The following is a 17,235-nucleotide window of genomic DNA, read 5'->3' on the forward strand; positions in this document are numbered from 1 at the left end:
CTGATCAGGTGTCAAAAGCGTTGGGGATCCAGTTCAAGTGCCCTGCGGAGCCTGGGGCGCGACTGTCGATGGCGACGACGTCGAATCGGCAGGGATGACTGCTCCAGCGGGCGTTCTGTTGCAGGAAGAGTTCAGCGGAGATGGCCAGGCGTTGACGCTTGCGCATGTCCACGCTTTCCAGCGCTCCTCCCCAGGCGGAATGCCGGCGGGAGCGAACTTCGACGAATACTACTGTATCGCCGTCCAGCATGACCAGATCGAGCTCGCCTCGGCGGCAAGTCCAGTTCTGCGCCAGGAGGCGCAATCCATGCTGTTCCAGATGAGCCAGGGCAGCGGCTTCGGCCTGCTGCCCGGCCTTCTGGGTAGGGCTGTTGCCGATCAAATACCGCTGTTCTCCAGCGGCTGGACCTGGCCGTTCTTGAACTCGGCCCAGGGCAGGCGGCGCTCCACGCGCTGGCCGGCGCTGACGCTCAGGGTGCCGGTCAGGCCGTCCACCTGCATGCTCGGCACAGCCTTGAGCTCCGGTAGGCGAGGGGCTAACTGGTAGGCGTCGGCGCCCATGGCGTACAGGCGGCCGAGGCTGCCATTGGCGGCTGGCCATTGCGCGGCGACCTGCTGGCGCAGGGCGTTGTTCGGATTCAGCAGCCACGGGGTTTCGCAGAAGCGGATACCGTTCAGGTCCTGATCCTGCGCCGGGTTGTTCACGCCGGTGTACAGGTTCGAGGTGGCGTAGACCGGCAGGTCGCCAGCGTACTGGAAGGCCAGGGTCGGCTTGATCTGGCGGGCCTGCTGCGGGGTAGCGGCGAGGAAGATGAAGTCGATGTCCTGGCGGCGCGATGGTTGAGTGTCGACGCTGCTGTCGAGCACGCCCTGCAGGCGCTTGGCGCGACCTTCGCTCTGGCGCAGTTGCAGCAGGTCGGCGATCTGGCGAGCCAGCTCCACTGGCTGGTCGACGTGCTCGGCGGCGATCAGCGTGCCGCCAGCGGCCTGCCAGTTACGGCTGAAGGAGGCGAGGACGCGGTCGCCCCATTCGCCGCGCGGCACCAGGGCCACGGCGCGGCGCATGCCGTCGTTCCAGGCGCGGTTGGCGACTTCGCGGGCTTCGTCTTCGGCGGACAGGCCGAACTGGAACAGCTGGGCCGGACCTTCCTGGCTACCGTCGGCGTAGTTCAGGGCCAGGGTGGTGATCGGCAGTTGCGGCTGGCTGCTCATCTGCTTGACCAGGTTTTTCTCCAGTGGGCCCACGACCAGTTGTACGCCGTCGGCCTGGGCCTGACGGTAGAACTCGTCCAGCGAGCGCACCTGGGTGCTGTCATAGAGCTTGATGGCTGGCTGCGTCTGGCCGCCCTGCTGCGCCTGGTAGTGGGCGGCGAGGAAGCCGTCCTGCAGGGCGCGGGCGACAGAGGCGAGTTGGCCTTGCTGCGGCAGCAGCAGGCCGATCTTGTTCAGCGGCTGGGCGGCCAGGGACTTCAGCTTGGTCAGGGCGTCCGGCAGTTGCTTGGCGGCCGGGTGGTCCGGGTTCTGTGCGACCCAGTTGTCGATGTTCGACTGTTGTTCCTTCAGGGTCGAGGACGACTTGGTGATGCGTGCCAGTTCGAGCCAACCGTTCAGGTCGCCTTCGTTGCTGCTGGCCTGCATCTGGGCCAGCGGCAGGCTGGAGACCAGTTTCCAGATTTCCTCATGGTTGGCCTTGCTGGCCTCGGCGTTGAGCAGCGGGTCGATGAACACGCGCTCGCGGGCGGCGCTCAGGGTCTGGCCGTCGGCGGCCAGGGCCAGGGATTTGACCATGCCAGCGCGGGCCTGGAGGTCCACCGGCATTTCGCCCAGGCGCTGGAAGTTGGGGTTTTCGAAGGCCTTCAGGGCGGCCTTGGTCTTGTTGCGGGCAAGCTCCAGCTGGGCGCGCAGGGTGCTGGCGAAGACCTGCTGGGCTGGCTTCAGGCTGTCCATCGGAATCTGTTCGAGGATCTGCGTGGAGCGGCCGAGATCCTTCTGCTTGTAGGCGAGGTCGGCGGCGGACAGGCGCAGTACGGCGGCTTCGTCCGGCTTGGCAGTGGAGGCCTGCTGCAGCAGCTGTTCGATGCTGGCGTCCGGGGTGCGCGGCAGTTCGCCGAGATTGGACGACGGGGAAGACGCACAGGCGGCGAGCATGCCGGCCAGGAACAGAGCGGATAGCGGACGCAGGCGAGCGATCATATCGGGCTTCTCGTGACGCATTCAAAGAGCTGCCGATTGTACCCAAGCGGCGAGGGTGACGCGATGGCGGCTGCCGGAATCGGGATACAATGCGGCTTTTTCAGATACTTCCGGCGAGGTTAGCGCGTGACCCTAGGCACTCTCTATGTGGTGGCCACTCCGATTGGCAACCTGGATGACATCAGTGCGCGGGCGTTGAAGGTGCTGGCCGACGTGGCGCTGATTGCGGCCGAAGACACCCGGCACTCCGTCCGTCTGTTGCAGCACTTCGGGATCGAGACGCCGCTGGCGGCCTGCCACGAGCACAACGAACGGGAGCAGGGCGGCCGGTTTCTCACCAAGCTGCAGGCTGGCGAGGACGTCGCGCTGATTTCCGATGCAGGCACGCCGCTGATTTCCGACCCGGGCTACCACCTGGTGCGGCAAGCGCGCGCGGCGGGCATCCCGGTAGTGCCGGTGCCGGGCGCCTGCGCGCTGATTGCCGCGCTGTCCGCTGCAGGACTGCCTTCCGATCGCTTCGTCTTCGAAGGCTTCCTGCCTGCCAAGGTCGCGGGGCGACGTGGTCGACTGGAGGCGCTGGTGGATGAGCCGCGCACCCTGATCTTCTACGAGGCGCCGCACCGTGTGCTGGAGTGCATCGAGGACATGGCGGCGATCTTCGGCGACGAACGGCCGGCACTGCTGGCTCGCGAGCTGACCAAGACGTTCGAGACGCTGAAAGGGTTGCCGCTGGGCGAGTTACGCGAGTTCGTGGCGTCCGACAGCAACCAGCAGCGGGGCGAGTGCGTGCTGCTGGTGGCCGGCAAGCCCGCGCCGGAAGGTGATGACGCGGTGGATGCGCAGACCCTGCGGGTGCTCGACCTGCTGCTGGCTGAAATGCCAGTCAAGCGTGCCGCAGCGCTGGCTGCGGAGATCACCGGGGCGCGGAAGAACCAGCTTTATCAGATCGCGCTGGAGCGTCAGGGCAAGGCTTGAGCTTGTCCTGAGCGCCGTCAGCCGCTAACCTTGCTGACTGAGAGTCGATTGGACAGTCGCTGTTCCGTGGTGTTCCACCATGGGGTGGAGGAAAGTCCGGGCTCCATAGGGCAGAGTGCCAGGTAACGCCTGGGAGGCGTGAGCCTACGGAAAGTGCCACAGAAAATAACCGCCTAAGCGCGCAAGCGCCGGTAAGGGTGAAAAGGTGCGGTAAGAGCGCACCGCACGGCTGGCAACAGTTCGTGGCTAGGTAAACCCCACTCGGAGCAAGATCAAATAGGAACCCATTGGCGCGGCCCGCGTTGGGTTCGGGTAGATCGCTTGAGGCATGCAGTGATGTATGTCCCAGAGGAATGGCTGTCCTCGACAGAACCCGGCTTACAGATCGACTCTCACCACTTTTCCTCCACTTCTTCCCACATGACCATTTGTCGCTGACCGGAAGAAGTTACAAACTTAAGAAATCACTTTAAGTATGAAAGCCCAGTGTTTTGAAAACACTGGGCTTTTCTCTTTTCTGGCGCGTCAAATCTCCTCCCCGAACCTCGCAAAAGCACGCTAAATCTCGGTCCTGTAAGGATTTTTCCCCTCCGGCTTGCCTTGACGGTGGGGAGTACGGATTTCTATAGTGTGCGGAAGTGGTATGAAGTGGGTAAAAGTGGGATCAACAGGCATGGATAGCCAACCACAGGGGAAGCGCTGACGTGTTTCGCGGAGCTAACGCCATCAGTCTCGACGCCAAAGGGCGCCTCGCGATGCCGAGTCGGTATCGTGACGAGCTCGTTTCGCGTTGCAATGGCCAGCTCATCGTCACCATCGATGCCGTCGACACCTGCCTCACCGTATACCCCCTCCCTGAATGGGAACTCATCGAAGCCAAGCTGCGCGAGCTGCCCTCGCTGCGTGAAGAGACGCGGCGCCTGCAGCGTTTGCTGATTGGTAATGCCGTTGACCTGGAGCTCGATAGCGCCGGGCGTTTCCTCGTTCCGCCGCGCCTGCGCGAGTACGCCGGCCTGGACAAGAAAGCGATGCTGGTCGGCCAGCTGAACAAGTTCCAGCTGTGGGACGAAGACAAGTGGAATGCGGTTGCCGAGGCCGACCTCGCAGCCATCAAAGAGCCCGGCGGCCTGCCGGATGAATTGCGCGACCTTATTCTGTGAGCCTGCCTGTGACCAGTACCTTCCAACACATCACCGTTCTACTCGAGGAGGCCGTCGAAGCACTGGCCCCCCTGAAGGACGGCCGCTATGTGGACGGAACCTTCGGCAGGGGAGGGCACAGCCGGGCCTTGCTCGGCAAGCTCGGCCCAGGCGGCCAACTGCTCGGGTTCGACAAGGACCCGCAAGCCATCGCGACGGGGAAAACACTGGCGGCCGAAGACGGCCGCTTCGTCATTGTGCAAAGGTCCTTCGCCGAGATGGCGGAAGAGTTCTCCGCGCGCGGCCTGCAAGGTGGCGTGAACGGCGTTCTGCTGGACCTGGGCGTGTCCTCGCCGCAGCTGGATGATCCTGAGCGCGGCTTCAGCTTCCTCAATGATGGCCCGCTTGACATGCGCATGAACCCGGATCAGGGCGTCAGCGCTGCGCAGTGGATTGCCACTGCCGCGGAAGACGAGATTGCCCGTGTGTTCAAGGATTACGGCGAAGAGCGCTTCGCCAAGCGCATGGCTCGCGCCATCGTGCAGCGCCGCGCGGAAAAACCATTCGAGCGTACCGCCGACCTGGCGGCCGTGATCACCGAGGCCAACCCGGCCTGGGAGAAGGGCAAGAATCCGGCGACCCGAGCCTTCCAGGGTCTGCGAATCTTCATCAACAACGAGCTGGGCGATCTGGAGCGTGGCCTTGAAGCGGCGATGGAAGGCCTGGCCGTGGGTGGCCGTCTGGTGGTGATCAGCTTCCACTCGCTGGAAGATCGCATCGTCAAGCAGTTCATGCGCAAGCAGGTTAAGGGCGAGGCGGACAACCTGCCGCGCAACCTGCCGATTCGCGTCACGCCTTTTGAGCCGCGCCTGAAGCTGATCGGCAAGCCGGTCTACGCCTCCGAGGCGGAGCTCCAGGCCAACCCGCGTTCGCGTAGCGCGATCATGCGCATCGCGGAGAAGCTCAGATGAGCCGCCTCTTCGCTAAGCGCCTGCCGACCGGCAGCTTCTTCATGCTGCTGTTGTTCATCGGCGTGCTGCTGTCGGCCATCTCCGTTTCCTACAGCGCGTATTGGAACCGCCAGTTGCTCAACTCGCTGTACACCGAGCTCAACGTGCGCGACAAGGCACAGGCCGAGTACGGCCGCCTGATCCTCGAGCAGAGCACCTGGACCGCCCATAGCCGCATCGAAGGTCTGGCGACCGACCAGCTGAAAATGCGCGTGCCCGATCCGACCGAAATCATCATGGTGGCGCCATGAAAGACCTGGCCGGCGCTCGCTACCCCTGGCGCTTCCGCGTCGTCATTGCCCTGCTGCTGGCGATGGTGGCAGCGATTGCCTGGAGGATCGTCGACCTGCACGTCATCGACCACGACTTCCTCAAAGGACAGGGCGATGCGCGTAGCGTGCGTCACATCTCCATCCCTGCGCACCGTGGCCTGATCACCGATCGCAATGGCGAGCCGCTGGCTGTCAGTACGCCGGTCGCCACGCTCTGGGCCAACCCCAAGGAGCTGGTGCTGGAGCGCGAGAAGTGGGGCTTCCTTGCCGACGCCCTGGGCCAGCCGAAGGCTGCCCTGACCGAGCGCCTGGATGCGAACGCCGACAAGGAGTTCATCTATCTGGTCCGTGGTTTGACCCCCGAACAGGGCGAGGCCGTGATGGCCCAGGTGAAGACCCATCGCATCCCCGGTGTCTATTCGGTTGAAGAATTCCGCCGCTTCTACCCGTCCGGCGAAGTCGCTGCGCAGGTAGTGGGCTTCACTGACGTCGACGACCGTGGCCGCGAAGGCGTGGAGCTCGCCTTTGACAGCTGGCTGGCCGGTGTGCCGGGCAAGCGCCAGGTGCTCAAGGATCGCCGCGGCCATCTGATCCGCGACGTGCAGGTCACCCGCAACGCCAAGGCTGGCAAGACTCTCGCCCTGTCCATCGACCTGCGCCTGCAGTACCTCGCCAACCGCGAGCTGCGCAACGCGCTGGTGGAGAACGGCGCCAAGGCCGGCAGCCTGGTGATCCTCGATGTGAAGACTGGTGAAGTGCTGGCCATGGCCAACCAGCCGACCTACAACCCGAACAACCGTCGCAACCTGCAGCCGGCGATGATGCGCAACCGCGCGATGATCGACGTGTTCGAGCCGGGTTCGACCATGAAGCCGTTCTCCATGAGCGCGGCGCTGGAAACCGGCCGCTGGAAGCCTTCCGACAAGGTCGAGGTTTACCCCGGCACCCTGCAGATTGGTCGCTACACCATTCGCGATGTGTCCCGCACCGAAGGTCCGGTGCTGGACCTGACCGGCATCCTGATCCGCTCCAGTAACGTCGGCATGAGCAAGGTCGCCTTCGATATCGGCGGCGAAGCTATCTACAGCGTGATGCAGAAGGTCGGCCTCGGCCAGGATACTGGTCTGGGCTTCCCCGGCGAGCGCGTCGGCAACCTGCCGAACTACCGGGAATGGCGCAAGGCCGAGACCGCCACGCTGTCCTACGGCTACGGCCTGTCCGTTACCGCCATCCAGCTTGCGCATGCCTACGCAGCGCTGGCCAACAATGGCCGCAGCGTGCCATTGACCATGGTCCGCGCCGACCGTCAGCCAGACGCTACCCAGGTCATCCCCGAGCCGGTCGCCAAGACCATGCAGGGCATGCTGCAGCAAGTGATCGAAGCGCCGAATGGCGTGTACCGCGCTCAAGTGCCGGGTTATCACGTGGCTGGCAAGTCCGGTACTGCGCGCAAGACCGCGACCGGTACCAAAGGTTATGCCGAAAATTCCTACCGCTCGCTGTTCGCCGGCTTTGCGCCGATGAACAACCCGCGCTATGTCGCTGTGGTGGTCATCGATGAACCCAGCAAGGCCGGCTACTTCGGCGGCCTGGTCTCCGCGCCGGTGTTCAGCAAGGTGATGTCCGGCACTCTGCGCCTGATGAACGTGCCGCCGGACAACTTGCCGGCGGCGACTCCGCAGCAACAAGCCGATGCTGCGCCCGCTGCCAAAGGAGGGCGTGGCTGATGCCGATGAGCCTGAACCAGCTGCTGCCCCAGGCGGAAAGCGGCGAACTGATTCGTGAACTGACCCTGGACAGCCGTACCGTCAAGCCGGGTGACCTGTTCCTGGCCGTTCCGGGTGGGCGTCAGGATGGCCGCGGACATATTGCCGCCGCACTCAGCCAAGGTGCGGCCGCTGTCGCCTATGAGGCCGAAGGTGCTGTCGATCTGCCGCCCAGCGATGTGCCGATGATCGCCATCAAGGGCCTCGCCAAGCAGTTGTCCGCCATCGCCGGCCGCTTCTATGGCGAGCCGAGCCGTGGCGTCGAGCTGGTGGGTGTGACTGGCACCAACGGTAAGACCAGCGTCAGCCAACTGGTGGCCCAGGCGCTGGATCTGCTTGGCGAGCGCTGCGGTATCGTTGGCACCCTCGGCACCGGTTTCTATGGCGCGCTGGAAAGCGGCCGCCACACCACGCCCGATCCGCTCGCCGTGCAGGCGACCCTGGCGCGCCTGAAGCAGGCTGGCGCCAAGGCCGTGGCCATGGAAGTGTCCTCTCACGGTCTGGAGCAGGGCCGCGTCGCGGCGCTGGGCTTCGACGTGGCGGTGTTCACCAACCTGTCCCGCGACCATCTGGACTACCACGGCTCGATGGAAGCCTACGGCGCCGCCAAGGCGAAGCTGTTCGCCTGGCAGGGCCTGCGTTGCCGGGTGATCAACCTGGACGACGACTTCGGTCGCCAACTGGCCGCTGAGTCCCACGAATCCCGTCTGATGGGTTACAGCCTCAACGACCCATCGGCCTACATCTATTGCCGCGAAGCCACCTTCAGCGATGCCGGCGTGCAAGCGCAGATCGTCACTCCGCAGGGCGAAGGTCTGCTGCGCAGCTCGCTGCTGGGCAAGTTCAACCTGAGCAACCTGCTGGCCGTGGTTGGTGCGCTGCTGGGCCTGGACTACCCGCTGGGCGACGTGCTCAAGGTACTGCCGCAACTGGAAGGCCCCATCGGCCGCATGCAGCGTCTGGGCGGCGGCGACAAGCCACTGGTAGTCGTGGACTACGCCCACACCCCGGATGCGCTGGAAAAAGTTCTGCTGGCCCTACGCCCGCACGTACATGGCCAACTGCTCTGCCTGTTCGGTTGCGGCGGCGACCGTGACAGCGGCAAGCGTCCGATCATGGCGCAGATCGCCGAGCAGCATGCCGACCGCGTTCTGGTCACCGACGACAATCCGCGCACTGAGAAGAGCGAGGCGATCATCGCCGACATCCGTGCTGGCTTCGCCAAGCCCGAGGCGGTCGAGTTCGTGCCCGGTCGCGGCGAAGCCATCGCCCGCCTGATTGCCGCTGCCGGCGTCGATGACGTTGTGCTGCTGGCCGGCAAGGGTCATGAGGATTACCAGGAGATCGACGGTGTTCGCCACCCGTTCTCCGATCTGGAACAAGCCGCCAAGGCGCTGGCTGCCTGGGAGGTGAAGCGTGCTTAAGCCCCTGTCGCTCAACGAAGTCGCTGCTGCGCTGCAGGGCCGTGTGGTCGGCGCCGACGCCAGCTTCGACGCCGTGAGCACCGACAGCCGCGCCATCGTGCCCGGCCAGTTGTTCATCGCCCTGACCGGCCCGCGTTTCGATGGCCATCATTACCTGGCCGACGTTGCTGCCAAGGGGGCGGTTGCCGCCCTGGTCGAGCGTGAAGTCGCCGGCGCGCCGTTGCCGCAACTGGTGGTGGAAGACACCCGTATCGCGCTGGGCCAGCTCGGTGCGCTGAACCGCGCCGCCTTCACCGGCCGCGTCGCCGCCGTGACCGGCTCCAGTGGCAAGACCACCGTGAAGGAGATGCTCGCCAGTATCCTGCGTACTCAGGGCGAAGTCCTGGCGACTCGCGGCAACCTGAACAACGACCTCGGCGCGCCGCTGACCCTGCTGCAACTGGCGCCGGAGCACAAGAGTGCGGTCATCGAGCTGGGCGCCAACCGTGTCGGCGAGATCGCCTACACCGTCGCGCTGACTCATCCTCAGGTCGCCATCATCACCAATGCCGGCACCGCCCATGTGGGCGAGTTCGGCGGCCAGGACAAGATCGTCCTGGCCAAGGGTGAGATTCTCGAGGGGCTGCCCGCCGACGGCGTCGCCATCCTCAATCGCGATGACAAGGCATTCGACACCTGGCAGGCCCGCGCCGCAGGTCGCCGTGTATCGAGCTTCGGTTTGCACGATGCCCGCGCCGACTTCCGCGCCAGCGATGTGAAACGTGACGCCCGTGGCTGCCCCGGCTTCACCCTGCAAGGCCCGGCCGGAGTGGCCTCCGTTCAGTTGAATCTGCTGGGCGAGCACAACGTGACGAACGCACTGGCCGCCGCCGCCGCCGCTCACGCTCTGGGTGTGCCGCTGGTCGGGATCGTTTCCGGCCTGCAGAACCTGCAGCCGGTCAAGGGGCGCGCCGCAGCCCAGCTGGCGACGAACGGCATGCGTGTGATCGATGACAGCTACAACGCCAACCCGGCTTCAATCTGCGCGGCGATTGATATACTCGCCGGCTTTTCCGGCCGGACCGTCCTGGTCCTCGGGGACATGGGCGAGCTGGGTGCCTGGGCAGAGTCCTCCCACCGCGAAGTGGGAACCTACGCCATTGGCAAAGTCACCGCCCTGTATGCAGTCGGACCGTTGATGAGCCACGCCGTGCAGGCGTTCGGTTCCGCGGGCCGGCACTTCGCCGATCAGGCCAGCCTGATCCATGCCCTGGCCGAAGAAACTTCGACAACCACCATTTTGATCAAGGGTTCCCGTAGCGCGGCGATGGACAAAGTCGTCGCGGCGCTCTGTGGTTCCTCCGAGGAGAGTCACTAAATGCTGCTGCTGCTCGCCGAGTACCTGCAACAGTTCTATAAGGGCTTCGGCGTCTTCCAGTACCTGACCCTGCGCGGCATCCTGAGCGTGCTGACCGCGCTCGTCCTGTCGCTTTGGCTGGGCCCGTGGATGATCCGCACTCTGCAGATCCGCCAGATCGGCCAGGCCGTGCGCAACGACGGCCCGCAATCGCACCTGTCCAAGAAAGGCACGCCGACCATGGGTGGCGCGCTGATCCTCACCGCTATCGCCATCAGCACGCTGCTGTGGTCCGACTGGTCGAACCGCTACGTCTGGGTCGTGCTCGCCGTGACCCTGCTGTTCGGCGCCATCGGCTGGGTGGATGACTACCGCAAGGTGATCGAGAAGAACTCGCGCGGCCTGCCGAGCCGCTGGAAGTATTTCTGGCAGTCGGTGTTTGGCCTGGGCGCGGCGATCTTCCTTTATATGACTGCCGAGACGCCGGTCGAAACCACCTTGATCGTGCCGATGCTGAAGAACGTCGAGATCCCGCTGGGCATCTTCTTCGTGGTGCTGACCTACTTCGTGATCGTTGGCTCCAGCAACGCGGTGAACCTGACCGACGGCCTCGATGGCCTCGCCATCATGCCTACCGTGATGGTCGGCGGCGCGCTGGGAATCTTCTGCTACCTGTCGGGCAACATCAAATTCGCCGAATACCTGTTCATCCCGAGCGTACCGGGTGCCGGCGAGCTGATCATCTTCTGCGGCGCCATCGTCGGCGCGGGGCTGGGCTTCCTCTGGTTCAACACCTATCCGGCGCAGGTCTTCATGGGTGACGTCGGCGCGCTGGCGCTCGGCGCCGCGCTGGGCACCATCGCCGTGATCGTCCGCCAGGAAATCGTGCTGTTCATCATGGGCGGCGTGTTCGTCATGGAAACCCTGTCGGTGGTGATCCAGGTCGCCTCCTTCAAGCTGACCGGCAAGCGTGTGTTCCGCATGGCGCCGATCCATCACCACTTCGAACTCAAAGGCTGGCCTGAGCCGCGCGTGATCGTGCGCTTCTGGATCATCACGGTAATTCTCGTGCTGATCGGCCTGGCTACGTTGAAACTGCGTTGAGGACTGATCGAGCATGAGCCTGATCGCTTCCGACCAATTCCGCATCGTTGTCGGCCTCGGCAAGAGCGGCATGTCCCTGGTGCGCTACCTGGCGCGCCAGGGCGTGCCTTTTGCCGTGGCCGATACGCGCGCGAATCCGCCGGAGCTGGCGACCCTGCGCGAGCAGTACCCGCAGGTCGAGGTGCGCTGCGGCGACCTCGACGCCGATTTCCTCTGCCGCGCCCAGGAGCTCTATGTGAGCCCCGGCCTGTCGCTGCGCGTTCCGGCGCTGATCGAAGCTGCTGCCCGTGGTGTGCGCATGTCCGGCGACGTCGACCTGTTCGCCCGTCACGCGAAGGCGCCGATCGTCGCCATCACCGGTTCCAACGCCAAGAGCACCGTCACTACCCTGGTGGGCGACATGGCCAAGGCTGCCGGCAAGCGGGTCGCCGTCGGCGGCAACCTCGGGACTCCGGCGCTGGACCTGCTGGCCGATGACGTCGAGCTGTACGTGGTCGAGCTGTCCAGTTTCCAGCTGGAAACCTGCGAGCGCCTGAACGCCGAAGTCGCCACCTGCCTGAACGTCAGCGAAGACCACATGGACCGCTACGACGGCATGGCCGATTACCACCTGGCCAAGCACCGCATCTTCCGTGGCGCCAAGCAGGTCGTGGTGAACCGTGCCGATGCGCTGAGCCGCCCGCTGATCGCTGACACCGTGCCGTGCTGGACCTTCGGCACCAACAAGCCGGACTTCAAGGGCTTCGGTCTGATCGAAGAGAACGGCGAGAAGTGGCTGGCCTTCCAGTTCGATCCGCTGATGCCGGCCCGCGAGCTGAAAATCCGTGGCGCGCACAACCAGTCCAATGCCCTGGCGGCGCTGGCGCTGGGCCACGCCGTCGGCCTTCCGTTCGAGCCGATGCTGCAGACCCTGCGCGAGTTCGCCGGTCTCGCTCACCGCTGCCAGTGGGTGCGGGAGCGCAACGGTGTGAGTTACTACGACGACTCCAAGGCCACCAATGTCGGCGCCGCCCTGGCTGCCATCGAAGGCCTGGGTGCCGATATCGACGGCAAGCTGGTGCTGATCGCCGGTGGCGATGGCAAGGGTGCCGACTTCCATGACCTGCGTGGCCCCGTCGCGCAACATTGCCGTGCCGTGGTGCTGCTGGGGCGCGACGCCGAGTTGGTGGGTGCTGCAATCGGCAACGCGGTGCCCAAGGTTCGCGTGAATACCCTCGAAGAAGCCGTCGAGCACGCTGCCGACCTGGCTCTACCGGGTGACGCGGTGCTGCTGTCGCCAGCCTGCGCGAGCCTGGACATGTTCAAGAACTACGAAGAACGCGGGCGCCTGTTCGCCAAGGCCGTGGAGGAGCTCGCCTGATGTTCTCCTTCCTGCGCCCATACCCGTCCCCGCTGATCAGCCGTAATGGCATCGACATCGACTTCCCGCTGCTCGCGGGTTGTCTGGCGCTGCTCGGCCTCGGCCTGGTGATGGTCACTTCGGCATCCTCCGAAGTCGCCGCGGCGCAGTCCGGCAATCCGCTGTACTTCTCGGTCCGCCACCTGATCTATCTCGCCATCGGCTTCGTCGCCTGTGGCGTGACCATGATGGTGCCGATGGAAACCTGGCAGCGCTGGGGCTGGAAGCTGCTGGCCGTGGCCTTCCTGCTGCTGGTGATGGTGATCACGCCCGGCATCGGACGCGAGGTGAACGGTTCCATGCGCTGGATCGGCTTCGGCCTGTTCAACATCCAGCCTTCGGAAATCGCCAAGGTCTTCGTGGTGATCTTCATGGCCGGCTACCTCGTTCGCCGCCAGGAAGAAGTGCGCGAGAGCTGGCTGGGCTTTTTCAAACCCTTCGTCGTTCTGCTGCCGATGGCCGGCCTGCTGCTGCGCGAGCCCGACTTCGGCGCCACAGTGGTGATGATGGGCGCGGCCGCCGCGATGCTGTTCCTCGGTGGCGTGGGCCTGTTCCGCTTCGGCCTGATGGTCGCGCTGGCGGTCGGCGCCGTGGTGTTGCTGATCCAGACCCAGCCGTACCGGATGGCGCGTCTGACCAACTTCACCGACCCCTGGGCCGACCAGTTCGGCGCGGGCTACCAGCTCAGCCAGGCGTTGATCGCCTTCGGTCGTGGCGGCTGGACCGGCATGGGCCTGGGCAACAGCATCCAGAAGCAGTTCTACCTGCCCGAAGCGCACACCGACTTCGTGTTCGCGGTGCTCGCCGAGGAGCTGGGCATCGTCGGCGCCATGGCGACCGTCGCCCTGTTCGTCTTCGTCAGCCTGCGCGCGCTCTACATCGGCATCTGGGCCGAGCAGTCGAAACAGTACTTCTCCGCCTACGTTGCCTACGGCCTGGCCTTCCTGTGGATCGGTCAGTTCCTCATCAACGTGGGCGTGAACGTCGGCCTGCTGCCGACCAAGGGCCTGACCCTGCCGTTCCTCAGCTACGGCGGTTCGTCGCTGGTGATCTGCTGTGCCTGCCTGGGGATGCTCCTGCGCATCGAATGGGAACGCCGCACCGTGATGGGCAGCGAGGAATATGAATTCAGCGAAGAGGACTTTGCCGATGAAAGGTAATGTCCTGATCATGGCGGGCGGCACCGGCGGACACGTGTTCCCGGCCCTGGCCTGCGCCCGTGAGTTCCAGGCGCGCGGTTACAGCGTGCACTGGCTGGGCACCCCGCGCGGCATCGAGAACGACCTGGTACCCAAGGCCGGCCTGCCGCTGCACCTGATCAACGTCAGCGGTTTGCGTGGCAAAGGCATCAAGTCGCTGCTGCGTGCGCCGTTCGATCTGCTCAAGTCGCTGTTCCAGGCCATTGGCGTGGTGCGTCAGCTCAAGCCGGTATGCGTGCTGGGCCTGGGCGGCTACGTCACCGGCCCTGGCGGCCTGGCTGCCAAGCTGTCTGGCGTACCGTTGGTGATCCACGAACAGAATGCCGTCGCCGGCACCGCCAACCGCAGCCTTGCGCCGCTGGCCAAGCGTGTCTGCGAAGCCTTCCCGGATACCTTCGACAGCAGCGCCAAGCGCCTGACTACCGGCAACCCGGTGCGTGTCGAGCTGTTCCTGGAAGAGGGTGCCCGCGCACCGCTGGCCGGCCGTCGCGTCAACCTGCTGGTGCTGGGCGGCAGCCTGGGCGCCGAGCCGCTGAACAAGCTGCTGCCCGAAGCGCTGGCACAGGTGCCGGCCGAGATTCGTCCGGCCATTCGCCATCAGGCCGGTCGTCAGCATGACGAAATTACGGCGGAGCGTTACCACAACGCGGGTGTCGAAGCGGACGTAGCTCCGTTCATCGCCGATATGGCCGCCGCCTATGCCTGGGCTGATCTGGTTATCTGCCGCGCCGGCGCTCTGACCGTGAGTGAACTGACCGCCGCCGGCCTGCCGTCCTTCCTGGTGCCGCTGCCCCACGCGATCGACGACCACCAGACCAAGAACGCCGAATTCCTGGTGCGGGAGGGCGCGGCCCACCTGCTGCCACAGAAATCTACCAGCGCCGCCGATCTGGCCGCGCAGCTGTCCGAGGTATTGATGCACCCCGATTCCCTGACCCGCATGGCCGCTCGCGCACGCAGCCTGGCCAAGCCCGAGGCTACCCGCACGGTAGTCGATGCCTGCCTGGAGGTGGCCCGTGGTTAAAGAACCCACCGGCGTCACTCGCACCATGCGGCGCATCCGCCGCATCCACTTTGTCGGCATCGGCGGCGTGGGCATGTGTGGTATCGCGGAAGTCCTGCTCAACCTCGGCTACGAAGTCTCCGGCTCCGACCTCAAGGCTTCGCCGGTCACCGAGCGCCTGGAGAAGTTCGGCGCGGAGATCTTCATCGGCCACCGTGCGGAGAACTCCGACGGCGCCGACGTGCTGGTGGTTTCCAGCGCGGTTAACAAGTCGAACCCGGAAGTTGCCGCCGCGCTGGATCGCCGCGTGCCGGTCGTGCCGCGTGCCGAGATGCTCGCCGAGTTGATGCGCTACCGCCATGGCATCGCCGTTGCCGGTACCCATGGCAAGACCACCACCACCAGCCTGATCGCCTCGGTATTCGCCGCTGGCGGCCTGGACCCGACCTTCGTCATCGGCGGCCGTCTGAACGCCGCCGGCACCAATGCGCAGCTGGGCACCAGCCGCTACCTGGTGGCCGAGGCGGACGAGAGCGACGCCAGCTTCCTGCACCTGCAGCCAATGGTTTCGGTCGTCACCAACATCGACGCCGACCACATGAGTACTTACGGCGGCGACTTCAACAAGCTCAAGCGCACCTTCGTCGACTTCCTGCATAACCTGCCGTTCTACGGTCTGGCCGTGGTCTGCGTGGACGACCCGGTCGTGCGCGAGATCCTGCCGCAGGTTGCGCGTCCGACCGTGACCTACGGCCTGAGCGAGGACGCCGACGTCCGCGCCATCAACATCCGCCAGGAAGGCATGCGCACCTTCTTCACTGTGGTGCGCCCCGAGCGCGAGCCGCTGGACGTCTCGGTGAACATGCCCGGCCTGCACAACGTGCTGAACTCCCTGGCGACCATCGTCATCGCCACCGACGAAGGCATCTCCGACGAGGCCATCGTCCAGGGCCTGTCCGGCTTCCAGGGCGTCGGCCGACGCTTCCAGGTCTATGGCGACCTGCAGGTGGAAGGCGGCAGCGTGATGCTGGTCGACGACTACGGCCACCACCCGCGCGAAGTCGCGGCGGTGATCAAGGCCGTGCGCGGTGGCTGGCCGGAGCGCCGTCTGGTGATGGTTTACCAGCCACACCGCTACAGCCGTACCCGTGATCTGTACGACGACTTCGTGCAGGTGCTGGGCGAGGCCAACGTACTGATGCTGATGGAGGTCTACCCGGCCGGCGAAGAGCCGATCCCTGGCGCCGATAGCCGTCACCTGTGCCACAGCATCCGTCAACGCGGCCAGCTCGACCCGATCTACCTGGAGCGCGGCGGTGACCTCGCTTCGCTGCTCAAGCCGCTGCTGCGTCCGGGCGACATCCTGCTCTGCCAGGGTGCCGGCGATATCGGCGGGCTGGCTCCGCAACTGATCAAGAATCCGATGTTCGGCGCCGCCGCTGCTGGCGCCGAGGGGAAGAAACAATGAGTGACGCCCTCAAATCCGCCCTCGAGCCCCGCGCATTCGGTCGCGTCGCCGTGCTGTACGGCGGCAAGAGCGCCGAGCGCGAGGTGTCGCTGAAGTCCGGCGCCATGGTCCTGCAGGCTCTGCAGGGCGCGGGCGTGGACGCCTTCGGCATCGATGTGGGCGACGATCTGCTGGAGCGTCTGACCCGCGAAAAGATCGACCGCGCCTTCATCATCCTCCACGGTCGTGGCGGTGAGGACGGCACCATGCAGGGTCTGCTGGAAATCGCCGGCATCCCCTACACCGGTAGCGGTGTGCTGGCCTCCGCGTTGGCCATGGACAAGCTGCGCACCAAGCGTGTGTGGCTGAGCCTGGGCCTGCCGACGCCTGACCACGCCGTGCTTGCCAGCGAGGACGATTGCCGTGCCGCCGCAGCGAAGCTCGGCTTCCCGCTGATCGTCAAGCCGGCCAGCGAAGGTTCGAGCATCGGCATGGCCAAGGTGAACAGCGAGCAGGAACTGATCGCCGCCTGGGCCGCCGCCGCGAAGTACGACCCGCAGGTGTTGGTCGAGCAATGGATCAGCGGCCCCGAATACACCGTCGCCATCCTGCGTGGCCAGGTGCTGCCGCCCATTCGCCTGGGTACTCCGCACACCTTCTACGACTACGACGCCAAGTACCTGGCCAACGATACCCAGTACCAGATTCCCTGCGGCCTCGATGCCGACAAGGAACAGGAACTCAAGGACCTGACCGCGCGCGCCTGCGATGCCCTTGGCATCCAGGGCTGGGGGCGGACCGATGTGATGCAGGACGCCCAAGGGCGCTTCTGGCTGTTGGAAGTGAACACAGCACCGGGCATGACCGACCACAGCCTGGTGCCCATGGCCGCGCGCGCGGCCGGCCTGGATTTCCAGCAGCTTGTGCTGGCGATCCTTGCCGACAGCGTCGAGGCAAGGGGGTAAGTC

Annotated in this window: 15 protein-coding genes and 1 other RNA gene; 14 read left to right on the top strand and 2 right to left on the bottom strand. The window is 65.3% G+C overall.

Going from position 1 to position 17,235, the window contains the following annotated elements; all coding sequences use genetic code 11:
* Positions 1–4: 4 nt before the first annotated feature.
* Both ACNFH5_RS06715 and ACNFH5_RS06720 read right to left on the bottom strand, forming a co-directional pair.
* Entirely contained in the window at positions 5–382 is a 378-nt protein-coding gene (locus ACNFH5_RS06715) for a YraN family protein (RefSeq protein ID WP_416744867.1), read from the bottom strand.
* Complete coding sequence (locus ACNFH5_RS06720; protein WP_416744868.1) at positions 379–2,193, bottom strand: penicillin-binding protein activator; 1,815 nt, start codon at positions 2,191–2,193, stop codon at positions 379–381. Before ACNFH5_RS06720 ends, ACNFH5_RS06715 begins: the two co-directional genes overlap by 4 nt.
* A gap of 126 nt (positions 2,194–2,319) precedes the next feature.
* On the opposite strand from ACNFH5_RS06720, the gene rsmI reads away from it, so the two are divergent.
* From rsmI to ACNFH5_RS06790, 14 genes are all read left to right on the top strand, one after another.
* A complete protein-coding gene (gene rsmI / locus ACNFH5_RS06725; protein WP_416744869.1) occupies positions 2,320–3,168 on the top strand; it encodes a 16S rRNA (cytidine(1402)-2'-O)-methyltransferase in 849 nt (282 codons plus the stop codon).
* 40 nt (positions 3,169–3,208) lie between these two features.
* An RNA gene (rnpB, locus tag ACNFH5_RS06730) (RNase P RNA component class A) lies at positions 3,209–3,565 on the top strand.
* 307 nt (positions 3,566–3,872) lie between these two features.
* On the top strand, positions 3,873–4,328 hold the full coding sequence (mraZ, locus tag ACNFH5_RS06735) for a division/cell wall cluster transcriptional repressor MraZ (protein WP_024764056.1): 456 nt from the start codon (positions 3,873–3,875) through the stop codon (positions 4,326–4,328).
* Positions 4,329–4,336: 8 nt separating this feature from the next.
* Entirely contained in the window at positions 4,337–5,278 is a 942-nt protein-coding gene (rsmH, locus tag ACNFH5_RS06740; RefSeq protein WP_416744870.1) for a 16S rRNA (cytosine(1402)-N(4))-methyltransferase RsmH, read from the top strand.
* Positions 5,275–5,568 carry a cell division protein FtsL gene (gene ftsL, locus ACNFH5_RS06745; protein ID WP_416744871.1) on the top strand — a complete coding sequence of 98 codons (294 nt, stop codon included), beginning with the start codon at positions 5,275–5,277 and terminating at the stop codon, positions 5,566–5,568. Before rsmH ends, ftsL begins: the two co-directional genes overlap by 4 nt.
* Positions 5,565–7,316: a peptidoglycan D,D-transpeptidase FtsI family protein gene (locus ACNFH5_RS06750; RefSeq protein ID WP_416744872.1), complete on the top strand. Its 1,752-nt coding sequence runs from the start codon at positions 5,565–5,567 to the stop codon at positions 7,314–7,316. Before ftsL ends, ACNFH5_RS06750 begins: the two co-directional genes overlap by 4 nt.
* Complete coding sequence (locus ACNFH5_RS06755; protein WP_416744873.1) at positions 7,316–8,779, top strand: UDP-N-acetylmuramoyl-L-alanyl-D-glutamate--2,6-diaminopimelate ligase; 1,464 nt, start codon at positions 7,316–7,318, stop codon at positions 8,777–8,779. Before ACNFH5_RS06750 ends, ACNFH5_RS06755 begins: the two co-directional genes overlap by 1 nt.
* On the top strand, positions 8,772–10,136 hold the full coding sequence (locus ACNFH5_RS06760; RefSeq protein ID WP_416744874.1) for a UDP-N-acetylmuramoyl-tripeptide--D-alanyl-D-alanine ligase: 1,365 nt from the start codon (positions 8,772–8,774) through the stop codon (positions 10,134–10,136). The genes ACNFH5_RS06755 and ACNFH5_RS06760 overlap by 8 nt, the downstream gene beginning before the upstream one ends.
* A complete protein-coding gene (gene mraY / locus ACNFH5_RS06765) occupies positions 10,137–11,219 on the top strand; it encodes a phospho-N-acetylmuramoyl-pentapeptide-transferase (protein ID WP_416744875.1) in 1,083 nt (360 codons plus the stop codon).
* Positions 11,220–11,232: 13 nt separating this feature from the next.
* Entirely contained in the window at positions 11,233–12,579 is a 1,347-nt protein-coding gene (murD, locus tag ACNFH5_RS06770) for a UDP-N-acetylmuramoyl-L-alanine--D-glutamate ligase (protein WP_416744876.1), read from the top strand.
* Positions 12,579–13,778, top strand: coding sequence for a putative lipid II flippase FtsW (gene ftsW, locus ACNFH5_RS06775; protein ID WP_416744877.1), 1,200 nt, complete (start codon positions 12,579–12,581; stop codon positions 13,776–13,778). Before murD ends, ftsW begins: the two co-directional genes overlap by 1 nt.
* On the top strand, positions 13,768–14,841 hold the full coding sequence (gene murG / locus ACNFH5_RS06780) for an undecaprenyldiphospho-muramoylpentapeptide beta-N-acetylglucosaminyltransferase (protein WP_416744878.1): 1,074 nt from the start codon (positions 13,768–13,770) through the stop codon (positions 14,839–14,841). Before ftsW ends, murG begins: the two co-directional genes overlap by 11 nt.
* On the top strand, positions 14,834–16,288 hold the full coding sequence (gene murC / locus ACNFH5_RS06785; protein WP_416744879.1) for a UDP-N-acetylmuramate--L-alanine ligase: 1,455 nt from the start codon (positions 14,834–14,836) through the stop codon (positions 16,286–16,288). Before murG ends, murC begins: the two co-directional genes overlap by 8 nt.
* Positions 16,285–17,232: a D-alanine--D-alanine ligase gene (locus ACNFH5_RS06790; protein WP_416744880.1), complete on the top strand. Its 948-nt coding sequence runs from the start codon at positions 16,285–16,287 to the stop codon at positions 17,230–17,232. Before murC ends, ACNFH5_RS06790 begins: the two co-directional genes overlap by 4 nt.
* Positions 17,233–17,235: the final 3 nt, after the last annotated feature.

The sequence above is a fragment of the Pseudomonas sp. NY15435 genome (genome assembly GCF_048068295.1).
GTDB lineage: Bacteria > Pseudomonadota > Gammaproteobacteria > Pseudomonadales > Pseudomonadaceae > Pseudomonas.

What these genes read in the sequence shown, in the direction of transcription:
- ACNFH5_RS06720 (WP_416744868.1), bottom strand. Translation starts at nt 2,193, where the DNA reads ATGATCGCTCGCCTGCGTCCGCTATCCGCTCTGTTCCTGGCCGGCATG.
- ftsL (WP_416744871.1), top strand. Translation starts at nt 5,275, where the DNA reads ATGAGCCGCCTCTTCGCTAAGCGCCTGCCGACCGGCAGCTTCTTCATG.
- ACNFH5_RS06750 (WP_416744872.1), top strand. Translation starts at nt 5,565, where the DNA reads ATGAAAGACCTGGCCGGCGCTCGCTACCCCTGGCGCTTCCGCGTCGTC.
- ACNFH5_RS06755 (WP_416744873.1), top strand. Translation starts at nt 7,316, where the DNA reads ATGCCGATGAGCCTGAACCAGCTGCTGCCCCAGGCGGAAAGCGGCGAA.
- mraY (WP_416744875.1), top strand. Translation starts at nt 10,137, where the DNA reads ATGCTGCTGCTGCTCGCCGAGTACCTGCAACAGTTCTATAAGGGCTTC.
- murD (WP_416744876.1), top strand. Translation starts at nt 11,233, where the DNA reads ATGAGCCTGATCGCTTCCGACCAATTCCGCATCGTTGTCGGCCTCGGC.
- ftsW (WP_416744877.1), top strand. Translation starts at nt 12,579, where the DNA reads ATGTTCTCCTTCCTGCGCCCATACCCGTCCCCGCTGATCAGCCGTAAT.
- murG (WP_416744878.1), top strand. Translation starts at nt 13,768, where the DNA reads ATGAAAGGTAATGTCCTGATCATGGCGGGCGGCACCGGCGGACACGTG.
- ACNFH5_RS06790 (WP_416744880.1), top strand. Translation starts at nt 16,285, where the DNA reads ATGAGTGACGCCCTCAAATCCGCCCTCGAGCCCCGCGCATTCGGTCGC.